This is a genomic window from Streptomyces coeruleofuscus, assembly GCF_039532725.1.
GTDB lineage: Bacteria > Actinomycetota > Actinomycetes > Streptomycetales > Streptomycetaceae > Streptomyces > Streptomyces coeruleofuscus.
Map to the genome: position 1 here is coordinate 451,399 of NZ_BAAASE010000002.1, position 13,755 is coordinate 465,153.

Sequence of the window (13,755 nt, forward strand, 5' to 3'; positions counted from 1 at the left end):
TCGGCAAGCATTTCGGGCATGAACTCATTATCTGTGCGCGTGGCGCGCTGGAGTGCGCGGCACCCCTGGCGGGCGATCGCCGGCTGGCTGGTGTTCGTGGCGCTGTGTCTGGGGGCCGGCAGTGCCGTCGGCACGAACAGTGCGAAGACGGCGGACTACCGGGTCGGCGAGGCCGGCCGCGCCGAGACCCTGGCGGCCGAGGCGCATCTGGAGCGCAGGGCCGCCGAGCAGGTGCTGATCTCCTCCCGTTCGGGCGGCGCCCTCGACGAGGGTGCCGCCCGCGCCGCCGCTGAAGACCTGACCGACCGCATGCGGCGACTGCCCGAAGTGGCGGGCGTGGCCGACCCGTTGCTGTCCGGGAACAGACAGACCCTGATGGTCGAGGTCGCGCTGAAGGGCGAGGAGCGGGACGCGAAGGACAAGGTCGACGCGCTCGTGGCGCAGACCTCGGCGGTGCAGAAGAGCCACCCCGGGCTGCTGCTGGAGGAGACCGGAAGTCCCTCCGTCAGCAAGGGGGTCGACCAGCAGCGCAGTGACGACCTGGCGCTGTCGGAAGCGATCACCCTTCCCGTCACCCTGGTCACGCTGATGGTGGTGTTCGGGTCGGTGACCATGGCCGGGGTGCCGTTGCTGCTGGCGCTGTCGTCGATCGCGGCGGCGGTCGGGCTGTCCATGGTCGTCTCGCACCTGTCGCCCGACGCCGGGGTCGGCACGAACGTCATCCTGATGATCGGCCTCGCGGTGGGCGTCGACTACACGCTCTTCTACCTCAAGCGCGAGCGGGAGGAGCGGGCCCGCTCCGGCGGGCGGCTCTCCTCCGAGGCGCTGGTGGAGCTGGCCGCCGCGACCTCGGGCCGGGCGGTCGTGGTCTCCGGGCTCGCGGTGGTGGCCTCCACGGCGACGCTGTACCTGGCCTCCGACGTGATCTTCTCCTCCCTCGCGACCGGCACCATCGTGGTCGTCCTGGTCGCGGTGGCCAGTTCGCTGACGGCCCTGCCCGCGCTGCTGGTCAAGCTGGGGCGGCGGGCGGAACGCCGGGCGCTGCGGCGGGCGGAACGCGGAAAGCCGGCGCGGCGGGTGCGAGGCGGCACGAACGGCGGCCGGGTGTGGAACGCTCTGCTGCGGCCCGCCGCCCGGCATCCCCTCGCCACCCTGTGCGTCTCGGTCGTCGCGCTCCTCGCCCTCGTCGTCCCGCTCGCCGGACTGAAGATCACGGAGATGAGCCGGGACACGCACTCCCGCGACATTCCCGCGATGCAGGTCTACGACCGGCTCAACGAGGCGTTCCCGGAGCAGCGGGTGACCCACCAGGTCGTCGTGCGTGCCGATGCCTCGCGGTCACCGGAGGTCGGCGGCGCCCTGCGGGAGGTGGCCAGGCGGGCCGCGGCCGACCCGCTGTTCACCGACGCCTCGCGCATCCGGTCCTCCGCCGACGGGCGTACCAGCACCCTCGAACTGAAGGTGCCGCACCTCGGCAACTCCGACGAGGCGTACGAATCCCTGGACCGGCTCCGGGACGACTTGCTGCCCGCGACCGTCGGCCGCATCACCGGCGCCGAGTACGGCGTGTCCGGCGACGTCGCCCGCTACGCCGACTATCCGGCCCACCAGAACGGCAAACTGCCCCTGGTACTGGGCGCGTTGCTGCTGGTGACGTTCGCGATGACCGTGTACGCCTTCCGTTCGGTGGTGCTCGGGCTGCTCGGCGTCGGGCTGAACCTGCTGTCCGCCGCGGCGGCGCTCGGGCTGCTCGTGCTGGTCTTCCAGGGGACGTGGGCCGAGGGGCTGCTGGACTTCCGGTCCACCGGGTCGATCGGGTCGCGCGTGCCGCTGTTCCTCTTCGTGATCCTCTTCGGTCTTTCGATGGACTACCAGGTGTTCGTGGTGAGCCGGATCCGGGAGGCGGTACTCGCCGGAGTACCCACGCGGCAGGCCGTGCTGGACGGGATCCGTTCCTCGGCGAGCGTGGTGACCAGCGCGGCCGTGGTGATGACGACCGTGTTCACGAGCTTCGTCTTCCTGCACATCATCGAGATGAAGCAGATGGGCTTCGTCCTGGCGGCGGCCGTGCTGATCGACGCGTTCGTGGTCCGGGTGATGGTGCTGCCGGCGGCGATGCTGCTGCTGGGCGAGGCGAGCTGGTGGCCTTCCCGCCCGGGGCGCCGGGCTGCGGCCGCCCCGGAGAAAAGGTCTCCCTCCCGCCCGGCGGTCGACGTACGTTGACCGGCATGACCGCTCTCGCCGGGGCCACACCCGACGCCCTCTGGGCCACGTCACTGCGCCGCTGGAACACGGTGTGCTGGCTGCTGTTCGCCGTGATGGCCGTCGGGCTCGTCGCCATCGACCGGCCCGGCGGGAGCAAGTACGTGGCGCTGGTCCTGCTGGGCGGCGTGGTGCTGTCGTACGCGGTCCTGGACCGCTTCCCGGCCAATCCCGTCGTACGGCCGCACGTCTATCTGTCGGTACTGGTGATCGCGCTCGGCGGGCTGGCGTATCTGCGGGGCAACTACGCGGCGCTGTTCATGGTGACGCTGCCGCACTACTGGATGTTCGGACGGACGCCGAAGGCCTCGATGGTGTTCCTGGGGCTCGCCACGGCCGCCACTCTGGCCGCGACGGTGCTGCGGCAGGACGGCTGGACCGTGGAGTTCTTCACCGAGACGCTCGTGTCCACCGTGCTCGTCGTCGCCGTGGGGGCGCTGATCGGGCTGTGGGCGCATTCGGTGGTCGGGCAGAGCGCCGAACGGGCGAGGCTGATCACCGAACTGGAAGCGACCCAGGCCGAGTTGTCCGAGGCCCACACGCGTCAGGGCGCGGCGGACGAGCGGGAGCGGATGGCCCGGGAGATCCACGACACCCTCGCACAGGGGTTCGCCTCGATCATCGTGCTCGCCGAGGCGGCCCGGGCCGGCCTCGGCTCCGACCCGGCGCGCAGCGCCCAGCAGTTGCGGTCGATCGAGTCGACGGCGCGGGAGAACCTCGCCGAGGCCCGGGAACTGGTCGGCTCGCCCCAGCGCCCCGGCCAGGCGGCCGCCGGCTCGGTGGCACAGACCCTCCGCCGGACCCTGGACCGTTTCGCGGAGGACACCGGCCTCACCGTCGACGCCGACCTGGCGGACCTGGAGTGCGACCAGCAGACCCGCATCGCGCTGCTGCGCTGCACCCAGGAGTCCCTGGCCAACGTGCGCAAGCACGCGCGCGCCTCGACGGTCGGTGTGGTCCTGGCGCGGCAGCCGTACGGCGTGGAGCTCGAAATCACCGATGACGGGACCGGGTTCGTGGTGGAGTCGTCGTCGGGATTCGGCCTGGACGGCATGCGCAAACGGCTGGCGGAGCTGGGCGGGAGGCTGACGGTGACGAGTTCGCTGGGCGACGGGACGCGGGTGCTGGCGCTGATTCCCCAGGGGGTGCAGTCGTGACCGGCGGAGCGCTCCGCGTCGTCGTGGTGGACGACCACACCGTCATGCGGGCCGGAGTGGTGGCCCTCCTCGCCTCCGAGACCGGCATCGAGATCGTCGGCGAGGCGGGCGACGGCCGCGCGGCCCTCGGGCTCGTCGAGCGCCACGAACCCGATGTCGCCCTGGTCGACCTGCGGATGCCGGTGCTGGACGGAGTGGCCACGACGGCTGAGATCGTGCGGCGCTTCCCCCGCACCCGGGTGCTGATCCTGACGACGTACGACACCGACGCGGAGATCGAGCGCGCGGTGGAGGCCGGGGCGATCGGCTACCTCCTGAAGGACACCACCCGTGAGCAACTGGCCGACGCGATCCACGCGGCGGCGCGCGGTGAGACGGTGCTGGCGCCCCGGGTGGCCGAACGGCTGGTCGCCCGCATGCGCCAGCCCGCCCAGATCCCGCTCACCGCCCGGGAGTCGGACGTCCTGAACGCGGTCGCGGACGGCCTGACCAACGCCGAGATCGGCCGCCGTCTCGTCATCGCCGAGGCCACGGTGAAGACGCACCTGCTCCGGCTGTTCGCCAAGCTCGACGTCAACGACCGTACGAGGGCGGTGGTGGTGGCGATGGAACGGGGGCTGTTGCACAGGCCTGCCGGCACGGAGGGCGCTTGACCCGGAAGGTTCCTCCGGGACGGAAGGCCGTGCGGAACTCAGCGTCGCCGGGCGGCCGCGTAGCGGTGAGCGAGATGGTGGGCGTCCGCCGGGAAGCCCACCAGGCGCCACGGACTGCGACCCCGCCCGGCCAGAAGGAACCGCAGGGTGACGAATCGCCACCACAGTGATCCGTCGGTGGCCACGAAGGTGTCGAACGCCGGGCCGGCCGGCAGCCCCGTGCCAGACCGGCCCCCAGCCCGATCCCGACAGCGGCGATGGAGCCGCTCACCGAGGGATCGGCCGCGGTCCACGCGACCGCAAGCGGATAGGGCCGCCGAGTCGCCGCACCTCGGCCTCCGCGGCGACGACACCGACCACCGCGCCTGCCACCACCCGCGCTTCAGGTCCTCCGCCCGCCCCTGCGCCACTCGTGTCCACCACGATCCTCCCTCGGCGGCACCGGTGGTATCTCCCCCTCGCGGCAAGGGAGTCGACCGCTTTCACCGGGCGGACGCAGACCGGTGCACGGTCGCGCCGTGTGGTCGTCGCCTTCTCGTCTCAACTCGTCCACGGCCCTTTCATGTCCGCGAAAGTAGGTCTTGGCCGTCACTCGCCGGCCGGCCCTACCGAGACGGGAGACCTGCCATGCCCCGACGCCCGCTGAACCGCCGTGAGCGGCTGACCCTGATGGGAATCCTTCTGGGCAGTTTCGTTTCCGCCGTCGCCGGCGCGGCCACCAGCGAGACCCTCAGGGCGTTGCTGTCCTGAACGGTCCGGCTCGCGCGCACGCTCCACACCGAAGCCGAATCCGTGAACTGTCCGGGCGGCTGCGGTTTTCCTAGGCAAGGATGCTTCGATGACCGGTCACACGAGTGGTTCGCGGCAAGGGAGCCAGCGGCGGATTCCGCAGCCCCTGGGCGTGACGCCGGCCCCGCTGCGGGACTTGAAGGACTACATCTATCTGCTCTACGTGGAGGCCGGGGCGCCGCCGACGCACCGTATGGCGGCCGAGATCGGGAACGACGACGTGTTCCCGGGCAGCCCTTCGAAGGCCACCGTCCACCGGATCATCGGCTCCAGGGAACTCCCCACCGGGCAGGAGGACGTCGTCTCCGTCGCCCTCCTGCTCGCCCGCGAGACTGGCAGGGACGCGGCCGAGGTGGAGACCCGGGTCCGGCGGATGTGGGTCGCCGCTCATCTCGCCCAGCCGTTGGGGATCCCCGTGCCCGACGTCGACCCGTTCGCCCTGGAGGTGCACCGGGCGATCAGCGTGCCGGGCGAGAGGTCACTGCCCAGGCTGCCCGCCTACGTCCGGAGGGATCACGACACGGAGCTGGCCGCCCTCGTCGACCGGGCGATCGAAGGTGAGAGCCTGCTCGTCACGCTGGTCGGTGAGTCCTCGACCGGGAAGACCCGTGCGTGCTGGGAAGCGCTGCGACGGCTGCCGCGGGGGTGGCGCGTATGGCACCCGTTCGATCCGAGTCGTCCGGACGCCGCCCTCGTGCACCTCGGGGAGGTGGGCCCGCAGACGGTGATCTGGCTGAACGAGGCCCAGCACTACCTCCTCGCCCCGGACACGAAGACCGCCGAGGGCATCGCCGCCGGCCTGCGCTCGGCCCTGACCGACCGGCGCCGTGGCCCGATCCTGGTCCTTGCCACCGTCTGGCCACGATTCTGGGAGCCCCTGACGTCACCCTCGGCCACGGGGGCGGACGACGACCGCTTCGAACAGCAGCGCAAGCTCCTCACCGATCTCGGCCGGTGCATCGCCGTGCCCAAGACGTTCTCGGAGAGCGACCTGCGGCAGGCACGCCGAAAGGCGCACGACGACCCGCGTCTCGCCAGCGCCCTGGCGGGAGCGGCAGACGGGGAGATCACGCAGTTCCTCGCCGGCGTCCCGGAACTCATGCGGCGTTACCTGTGCGCGCCGCCGGCGGAGCAGGCTCTGGTCCACGCCGCCATGGACTACCGCAGGCTCGGGCACGGCCCCGTACTGCCCCATGATCTCCTCGTCGAAGCCGCCGAGGGCTATCTGAAGGACCAGGAGCTGGCCTTGCGCGCAAGCGGCTGGCTGGACAGGGCCCTGGCGTACTGCGCGATGCCGTGCCATGGGGTGCCCGGACCGCTGACACCCGTCGCGTCCCGCGGCGATGTGCTCGCGGGCGGGGCGTACCGGCTGGCGGACTACCTCGAACAGCACGGCCGCCTCGAGCGTCGGCTCGTGTGCCCGCCGGCCTCCTTCTGGAACGCGGCGGTCCGTCACAGCCTCGGCACCGACGACACCGTCGAGCTGGCCCGTGCCGCGCAGCGCAGGGGACGCCTGCGGGTCGCGGCGGCGCTCTACGAGCGGGCCCTGCGGGCCGGAAACACCGCTGTCCGGCCCGAACTGGCCGGGCTCGCCGAGGGTGTCGGGGACACCACCACGGCGAAGCAGTTCTACGAGGCCGCGTGGCGGGACGATCACCTGGCACGCTGGGAGCTCGTACGGCTGCGCGAGACCAAGGGCGAACCGGGCAGGGCGGAGGAGTTGGCCCATGAGGCCGCGAACCAGGGCGACAGCACGTCGCTGACCCGGCTGGCCCGGCTCCGGCAGGAGGCCGGCGACGAGGAGGGGGCGCAGCGGCTGACGAGGAACGCCGCGGCCAGGGGCAAGATCAGGACATTCGCCGGACTGGCCCGGTCCAGGGAGGAGGTGGGAGACCGGGCGGGGGCGGAATCCCTCGCGTTCCTGGCCCTGGACCAGACGGGCAGCACGTACGCCCTGTCCGAGCTGGCGGGGATGCGGGAGAAGGCGGGAGACGGTGCGGCGGCGGAGCGTCTGGTGCTGGCGGCGGCCGAGCGTGGCAAGGTGCGTCCCGCCATCAGGCTGGCCGGCATGCGGTGGCAGGCCAGGGACCGGCAGGGCGCGGCGCGGGCTCTCGACCTCGCCGCCGGTTCCGGCAGCATCTTCGCCCTGACCGAGCTCGCCCGCCTCAAGCAGAAGTGGGGGGATCACGACGGGGCGGAGCAGTTCCTGCGCACGGCTGTGAGCCGGGGCAGCATGTTCGCCCTGACCGAGCTGGGCCGGCTGCGGGACAAGGCCGGTGACCGGCAGGCCGCCCTGCGGCTGTACCGCAGCGCGGCCGAGCGGGGCAGTACGGACGCGCTGGCCCACCTCGCTCTGCTGAAGGAGGAGGAGGGGGCCAGTGAGGAAGCCGAACGCATGGCATGCGCCGCCGCCGACGGAGGCAGCACCTTCGCGCTGCTCGAACTGTCGTGGCTGCGCGAGCAGACCAGCGACCGCCAGGGCGCCGAGCGCCTGGCACACACCGCGTACCGTGCGGGCAATTCCGGGGCGCTCGTCCTGCTGGCGCGGTCTCGGGAGAAGGCCGGGGACAAGTACGGTGCCGAGAGTCTCGTCCTCCAGGCGGCCCGCTCCGGTGACAGCCGGGTGCTCAACGAGTTCGTCCTGCGCAGGGAGAAGACCGGTGACAGCGCGGGGGCCGAACGCCTCGCCACGGCCGGAGGCGGCAAGGTAGTGCTCCAACTCGCCCGGATCTGGGAGTCGGACGGCAGGAGGACGGAGGCGGAGCGGCTCTACCAGCACGCGGCCGACCAGGGACAGACACAGGCGCTGCGGGAACTGGCCCGGCTGAAGCACCAGGCCGGCGATCACGACGCGGCGGAGGAATACGCCCGGGCCGCGGCCTGCGCCGGGCACGTGGTGGCACTGTGCGACCTGGCGTGCATGTGCGCCGAGAAGGGCCTGCCGACCGACGCCGACCGCCTCCACAGAGCCGCCGTCGACGCGGGCTACGGCGGCGCGCTGACCCACCTCGCGGAGTTACGCGCCCAGACGGACCCACGTTGGGAGGACCTCCCGCGCTACGGCCTCACCGCGGACGGCGACCTGTCCGGCCCCTGGCACTTCGAGTCGTCCGGGAGGCCGACGTCCGGGCTCAGGTGTCAGGTTCTGTGACCGGTTCACGGGCCTGAAGCCGATCCGGACTTTGCCATCTCTTTACAACCCGCCCCCCGGCCGCCTCGTCTCTCCGCACGACCCGTCACCCACCCCGCCCTTCACCGGGCGGGACCGACGAAGGAGAGCGTTCCCATGCGCCGAACCGTCCTCACCGCCCTGGCCCTCGCGGGCACCGCCGTACTCCTGGGCACCGGGCCCGCGTTCGCGAGCGAGGCGACGACCCCGAGCCCGGCCCCGACGGCCGCCGCGCCCACCCCCGGGCCGGCGGAGAGCGCCGAACCGACGGCCGGTGCCGAGCCGACCCGCGCACCGGCCGACGCCACGCCGGTGCCGAGCGCCGAGCCGACCCGGGCACCGGCCGACGCCACGCCGGTGCCGAGCGCCGAGCCGACCCGGGCACCGGCCGAGGACCAGGTCTCCGTCGTACCGAGCGGCGCGCCCGACACCGGTGTGACGTCGGCGTCTTCGGCCTCCGGCTCCGGCTTCGGCGGTACGGCGGTCGGTGCGGGCGCCGCCGCGGTGCTGGCCGTGGGCGGCGGTACGGTCCTCGTCGTGCGGCGTCGCCGGGCGACCGGGGCATGACCCCGTTCTCCAGGCGCGCGTTCACGACGGCGGCGCTGGCGTCGCTGCTCGCGGCGTGCGGAGGCCAGGGTACGGATCGCACGACGCCGGAGTCCGGAACCGCCGCACCACAGCCTCGGTCTTCCCCTCGGCCGGTCCCGGCCGAGGGGGCGCGCCCCCTGGCCCGTTCGGTCCCGGTCCGGCTGCTGGTCCCGGCCATCGGTGTCGACACCCCGGTCATCCGGCTGGGCCTGGCCCCGGACGGCACGGTGCGGGTGCCGCCGGTCACGGCGGACGACCGGGCGGGCTGGTACCGGCACTCGCCGACCCCGGGCCAGACCGGCCCGTCGGTGATCCTCGGGCACGTCTCGGTCGGCACGTACGGCGACGGCGTCTTCCGTCACCTCACCCGGCTGCGCCGCGGCGACCGGATCGTGGCGCACCTGGAGAACGGCACGGTGGCGGAGTTCGCCGTCACGGCGGTACGGACCGTCCCCAGAACCCGCTTCCCGGTGGACGACGTCTACGGGAACGTGGACCGCCCGGAGCTGCGGCTGATCACGTGCGGCGGAGCGCGTACCGGCGACGGATACACGGACAACGTGATCGTGTTCGCGGCGCTGAGCGGCGCCGAGTCCCCCACACCTGGAGAGCGTTGAAACGGTCCCGTGAGAAGGCCGCGTCCGAGTTGTTCGCCGCCCTCTACCCGCGCCTGGCCGGCTGGTGCCGCCGTCTCGTCGACGACGACGAGACGGCCCACGAGATCGCCTCGGAGGCGTTCACCCGGCTCTGGGCCCGGTGGACGTCCGTGGCGGAACCCCGCGGGTTCCTCTACGTCACCGCGGCCAACCTCGTCCGGGACCACTGGCGCAAACTGGAGCGCGAGCGCAGGGCCATGCACCGCGTCACCTCGGAGGCGGCCGTACGGCCCCACCCCGAGCAGGCCGACCCGTCGGTGCGCCTGCTCGTGCAGTCGCTCCCGGAACGACTCCGCGTCCCGATCCTCCTCCACTACTACGCTGACATGCCGATCCGGGAGGTGTCCGTGCTGACCGGGCGCAAGGAAGGAACCGTCAAGGCCGACCTGCACGCGGCCCGGGAACTGCTCCGCGTCCACCTGAGGAGAAGCCTTGACCACACGTCTTGACGACGATCCGGACGACCGGGAGTCCGGCGCCGACGACCCGCTCGCCGTGATCCTGCGGCCCTCCTCCCCCGACTACCTGAGCGCCCCGCCCGGCCAGTACGAGGTGGTCCGCCGCAGGGCGACCCGCCGCCGCGTGCTGCGCGCCGCGGCCGGAGCGGGCCTGTGCTGCGCGGCGGCCGCCCTCATCGCCCTCCCCCTGCGCCTCACAGCTCCTGAGCCCGCCCGTTCCCCGACGGTCCCGATGGCCCCGCCCCCCGCGAGCACGGCGCCTCCGACACCGGCACCGACTCCCCGTCCGTCGGCGGCTTCCCCTTCACCGACGCCTTCAGCGGCCTCTCCGTCCGAGGCGCCGGCGCCCGCCACGACCCGTCCCCGCCCGGACGGGCCGGGGGACGCGACAGGCCCGACGGCCGTGCCCCGCACCCCGTCGGCCGCACCGACCCCGGCACGGCCGGTCCCCTCGGCGACCCAGCCGGGCACGGATCAGAGGTCGGCCACCAGCGGCCGGTAGCCCACGTCGACGGCGTCGAGCGCGAGCAGCCCGGCGTGCCGGGTGTGCCAGCGGCCGCTCGCCAGGTCGTCCGCGAGCCGGGCCAGACCGGGGGCGATGACGTCCTCGCCGGTCTGGGCGAGCAGGGAGATCCCGGCACGCACCCGCGGGTCGAGGTAGGCGTGGGGGCGGCGCCAGTACGCGGCGGCGAATCCGTCCGTGCAGTCGTGGGGGACGGGGACCGTCTCCTGCCGTGCGCCGCCGAGCAGGGCGGCCAGCCGGCCGGCGGGGACGGCGCGGGTGTCGTCGAACGCGGCCGCCTCGGGGAGGTACTCCCGTACCAGCCAGAACCGGTCACGGAAGACGTCCTGGTCCCAGGTCAGGACGACGACGCGGCGGCGGGCCACCCGGCGCAGTTCCCTCACCCCGGCCTCGAGGTCGGACCAGTGGTGGACGGTCAGCACCGCCGTCACGGCGTCGACGGCGTCGTCCCGCAGCGGCAGGCGTTCGGCGACGGCCTGCACACCGGGTGCGGATCCCGGCGGCCGCTGGTCCAGCATGACCCGGCTGGGTTCGACCGCGAGGACCGTCTCCGGTGGTTCGTAGGAGCCGGTGCCCGCTCCGACATCGAGGACGTCCGCGATGTCGTCGCCGAGCGCGGCGTGGATCCGCGCGGCGATCCGCGGGTCGGGCCGCCGTGTCCGGGCGTAGGTCGCGCCGAGGATGTCATAGGTCGCCATACGGGTCAGCCTGCCCGGCGTCGCGCCCCTGCCGTCGCACCCTTTCCGCCACCTCGCTCTGCTCGGTCTCCCACCAGGGCCGCACCAGTCCGGGAGCCGGGCCCGGCTCGGACTCGGGTGTGGCGGGGGCGAGTTCGGCGTCGAGCAGGCGGTCCAGTGCCGCCGTCTGGGCGCGCTCGGCGCGGACCCACTGCGCGAGGATCGCCAGCAGGAAGGGCAGGGCGGCCAGTTCGGCGACGCCGAGCATGGCGCCGCCGCCGATCTGCTGGTCGTGGTGGACGTCGGGAGACCAGGGCGGCGCGTGGTGCAGGTACCAGGCGCCCGCGATCAGGGTGCCGTGCGTCATGACGACCAGCCCGGGGAGGGCGTCGACGATGCCGTCGAGGAAGACCAGGGCCGCCCGGACGGGGTGGGTGCACCAGGCGGGCAGGGTCTGTTCGCGGGTGAGCACCGGCAGGACGAACAGGCAGCCGGCCGCCAGCAGATGGAGATACATCAGCTCGTGCAGCCAGCCCACGCGCAGCGCGGTGGCGAAGTACGGCGTGAAGTAGACGGTCAGTTCCGTGGCCGGCACCAGCACCGTGCTGACGAGGGGGAACGTCAGGGTCCTGACCAGCCGGCCGCTCATGACCCGCCGCAGCCGGCCCGCACCGCCCTCCGGCAGGGCCTCGACCGCCAGCCGCAGCGGGTCGCCGAGGGCGAGACCCAGTGGCGCGAGCAGGTCGAGGGTGACGTTCTGCACGGCGGCGGGCCAGAACAGTTCACGGTCGTAGACGGCCAGCCCGGACATCGTGGCCACGACGATCGTGCCCAGCCCGAGTCCGGCGAACGCGGCGAGGCGAGCTAGCGGCCAGGAGCCGCCCCGGCCGCGGACACGTGCGACACCCCAGCCGTAGAGCCCGCCCAAGGCGACGACGAGCAGCAGCGCGGGAACGTCCGGCCGCCAGGAGCCGAGCAGCCGCCCGGCGGTCAGCTCCGGCAGGTACACAGCCGACAGTTCGCTCACGGGCGGACGGTAGCCGTCGAAGTTAAGAGGTCGGGCGGCCGGATGTTCATGACCATGAATGAGAATCATGTACATGTCTATTGACGCGTCCACGGCAAGCTCCTACGTTCCCAGAAAGCGCTTACTCCAGCCAGCCCCATGCGTCCGCTCTCACCCTGGAGACGAAGATGCACCTGAGACCAGTGATCGCGTCCGTCGGCCTCCTGGCCGGCAGCCTCGTCGCGCTGTCCGGGACCACGGCACAGGCGGCGACCACCCGGTACGAGGCCGAGACGTCGCCGGCCGTCTGCGCCGGCGCCATCGAATCGAACTGGGCCGGATACTCCGGCAGCGGCTTCTGCAACGGCGACAACGGAACCGGCGGCTACGCCCAGTTCACCGTCACCGCGCCCGCCGCCGGCACGGCGACCCTGAAGGTCCGCTTCGCCAACGGCACGACCGCCGCGCGCACCGCGAACATCGTGGTCAACGGCACGACGGCCGGCACGGCGTCCTTCGAGGGCACCGGCGCCTGGAACACCTGGGCGACCAAGACGCTCACCGTGCCGCTGCGGTCGGGCAGCAACACCGTCCGGCTGGCCCCGACGACCTCCGGCGGCCTGCCCAACATCGACTACCTCGACGTCGAGACGGGCGACAGCAACCCCCAGCCCACCGGCCCGGTCCTCTACGTGTCGCCGGGCGGCACCGACAGCGCGGCGGGCACGGAGGCGAACCCCACGACCCTCACCTCCGCGATCAGCCGCATCTCCGCCGGCGGCACGATCTACGTACGCGGCGGGACCTACCGCCACTCCCAGACGGTCACCATCCCGGCGGGCCGGAACGGCACCTCCGGCGACCGCACGGAACTCTTCGCCTACCCGGGCGAGACGCCCGTGCTGGACTTCTCCGCCCAGAGCGAGGACCCGGCCAACCGCGGCCTCGCCGTCAACGCGTCGTACTGGCACGTCAGGGGCCTCGTCGTCGAACGGGCCGGTGACAACGGCATCTTCGTCGGCGGCAGCAACAACGTCATCGAGCGCACGGTGACCCGCTTCAACCGCGACTCGGGGCTCCAGCTCTCGCGGGCGCTCTCCAGCACGCCCAAGGACCAGTGGCCGTCCCACAACCTCATCCTGAGCGCGGAATCGCACGACAACGTCGACTCCGACGGCGAGGACGCCGACGGCTTCGCCCCGAAGCTCACCGTCGGCCCCGGCAACGTCTTCCGCTACACCGTGGCCCACAACAACATCGACGACGGCTACGACCTCTACACCAAGACGGACACCGGCCCCATCGGAGCGGTGACCATCGAGGACTCCCTCGCCTACGACAACGGCACGCTCAGCGACGGCTCCCAGGCCGGCAACGGCGACCGCAACGGCTACAAGCTCGGCGGCGAGGACATCGGCGTCAACCACATCGTCCGGCGCAGCATCGCCTACCAGAACGGCAAGCACGGGTTCACCTACAACAGGAACACCGGCGCGATGCAGGTCTCGGACAACGTGAGCGTCGGCAACGAGCAGCGCAACTTCAACTTCGACTCGGGCAGCACGTCGGTGTTCCGGAACAACACCTCGTGCGACAGCGGGTCGAACGACCGGGTCATCGGCGACTCCGACGGCTCGAACCAGTTCTGGTCCGGCTCGAACGGCTCCCGCTGCTCCTCCTACGCCGGGGCCCTGCGCTGGTCCTTCGCCTCGGACGGGCGGCTCGTCGTGACGTTCGGGGGCGGACGGTAGCCTGGCCGTATGGCATGCACCGGCATTCCGCACTGCTTCCTCTGACACCGCGGTGAGGACGGCGAC

12 protein-coding genes are annotated in these 13,755 nt (G+C 72.6%); 10 read left to right on the forward strand and 2 right to left on the reverse strand.

From position 1 onward, the window contains the following. Positions 1-18 precede the first annotated feature (18 nt). From ABFX81_RS09175 to ABFX81_RS09215, 9 genes are all read left to right on the forward strand, one after another. Complete coding sequence (locus ABFX81_RS09175) at positions 19-2,223, forward strand: MMPL family transporter (protein WP_346137892.1); 2,205 nt, start codon at positions 19-21, stop codon at positions 2,221-2,223. 5 nt (positions 2,224-2,228) lie between these two features. Continuing rightward, on the forward strand, positions 2,229-3,419 hold the full coding sequence (locus ABFX81_RS09180; protein ID WP_346137893.1) for a sensor histidine kinase: 1,191 nt from the start codon (positions 2,229-2,231) through the stop codon (positions 3,417-3,419). Continuing rightward, positions 3,416-4,072 carry a response regulator gene (locus ABFX81_RS09185; RefSeq protein ID WP_346137894.1) on the forward strand — a complete coding sequence of 219 codons (657 nt, stop codon included), beginning with the start codon at positions 3,416-3,418 and terminating at the stop codon, positions 4,070-4,072. The genes ABFX81_RS09180 and ABFX81_RS09185 overlap by 4 nt, the downstream gene beginning before the upstream one ends. A 627-nt stretch (positions 4,073-4,699) precedes the next feature. Beyond that, the gene (locus ABFX81_RS09190; protein WP_346137895.1) at positions 4,700-4,822 is read left to right on the forward strand and encodes a hypothetical protein; all 123 of its coding nucleotides are present in this window, start codon (positions 4,700-4,702) and stop codon (positions 4,820-4,822) included. Positions 4,823-4,910: 88 nt separating this feature from the next. Beyond that, positions 4,911-8,012 carry a hypothetical protein gene (locus tag ABFX81_RS09195; RefSeq protein WP_346137896.1) on the forward strand — a complete coding sequence of 1,034 codons (3,102 nt, stop codon included), beginning with the start codon at positions 4,911-4,913 and terminating at the stop codon, positions 8,010-8,012. A 135-nt stretch (positions 8,013-8,147) separates the two neighbouring features. Next, entirely contained in the window at positions 8,148-8,597 is a 450-nt protein-coding gene (locus tag ABFX81_RS09200; RefSeq protein ID WP_346137897.1) for a sortase-dependent protein, read from the forward strand. Next, complete coding sequence (locus ABFX81_RS09205) at positions 8,594-9,235, forward strand: class F sortase (RefSeq protein ID WP_086855432.1); 642 nt, start codon at positions 8,594-8,596, stop codon at positions 9,233-9,235. The genes ABFX81_RS09200 and ABFX81_RS09205 overlap by 4 nt, the downstream gene beginning before the upstream one ends. Then, entirely contained in the window at positions 9,232-9,723 is a 492-nt protein-coding gene (locus ABFX81_RS09210) for an RNA polymerase sigma factor (RefSeq protein WP_059420328.1), read from the forward strand. Before ABFX81_RS09205 ends, ABFX81_RS09210 begins: the two co-directional genes overlap by 4 nt. Beyond that, entirely contained in the window at positions 9,707-10,234 is a 528-nt protein-coding gene (locus tag ABFX81_RS09215) for a hypothetical protein (RefSeq protein ID WP_346137898.1), read from the forward strand. Before ABFX81_RS09210 ends, ABFX81_RS09215 begins: the two co-directional genes overlap by 17 nt. Here the strand turns inward: ABFX81_RS09215 and ABFX81_RS09220 are convergent. Both ABFX81_RS09220 and ABFX81_RS09225 read right to left on the reverse strand, forming a co-directional pair. After that, on the reverse strand, positions 10,207-10,953 hold the full coding sequence (locus ABFX81_RS09220) for a methyltransferase domain-containing protein (protein WP_086855402.1): 747 nt from the start codon (positions 10,951-10,953) through the stop codon (positions 10,207-10,209). The two genes, ABFX81_RS09215 and ABFX81_RS09220, sit on opposite strands and share 28 nt — an antisense overlap. Continuing rightward, positions 10,940-11,959, reverse strand: a complete 1,020-nt coding sequence (locus tag ABFX81_RS09225; protein WP_086855403.1) for a cytochrome c oxidase assembly protein — start codon at positions 11,957-11,959, stop codon at positions 10,940-10,942. Before ABFX81_RS09225 ends, ABFX81_RS09220 begins: the two co-directional genes overlap by 14 nt. A gap of 167 nt (positions 11,960-12,126) precedes the next feature. Here ABFX81_RS09225 and ABFX81_RS09230 point away from each other — a divergent pair, with 167 nt between their 5' ends. Continuing rightward, positions 12,127-13,689 (forward strand): carbohydrate-binding protein, encoded by a 1,563-nt coding sequence (locus ABFX81_RS09230; protein WP_086855404.1) that lies wholly within the window; start codon positions 12,127-12,129, stop codon positions 13,687-13,689. Positions 13,690-13,755 lie beyond the last annotated feature (66 nt).

Coding starts and splice junctions, on each gene's coding strand:
- ABFX81_RS09175 (WP_346137892.1), top strand. CDS start 19: ATGAACTCATTATCTGTGCGCGTGGCGCGCTGGAGTGCGCGGCACCCC.
- ABFX81_RS09180 (WP_346137893.1), top strand. CDS start 2,229: ATGACCGCTCTCGCCGGGGCCACACCCGACGCCCTCTGGGCCACGTCA.
- ABFX81_RS09190 (WP_346137895.1), top strand. CDS start 4,700: ATGCCCCGACGCCCGCTGAACCGCCGTGAGCGGCTGACCCTGATGGGA.
- ABFX81_RS09195 (WP_346137896.1), top strand. CDS start 4,911: ATGACCGGTCACACGAGTGGTTCGCGGCAAGGGAGCCAGCGGCGGATT.
- ABFX81_RS09200 (WP_346137897.1), top strand. CDS start 8,148: ATGCGCCGAACCGTCCTCACCGCCCTGGCCCTCGCGGGCACCGCCGTA.
- ABFX81_RS09205 (WP_086855432.1), top strand. CDS start 8,594: ATGACCCCGTTCTCCAGGCGCGCGTTCACGACGGCGGCGCTGGCGTCG.
- ABFX81_RS09220 (WP_086855402.1), bottom strand. CDS start 10,953: ATGGCGACCTATGACATCCTCGGCGCGACCTACGCCCGGACACGGCGG.
- ABFX81_RS09230 (WP_086855404.1), top strand. CDS start 12,127: ATGCACCTGAGACCAGTGATCGCGTCCGTCGGCCTCCTGGCCGGCAGC.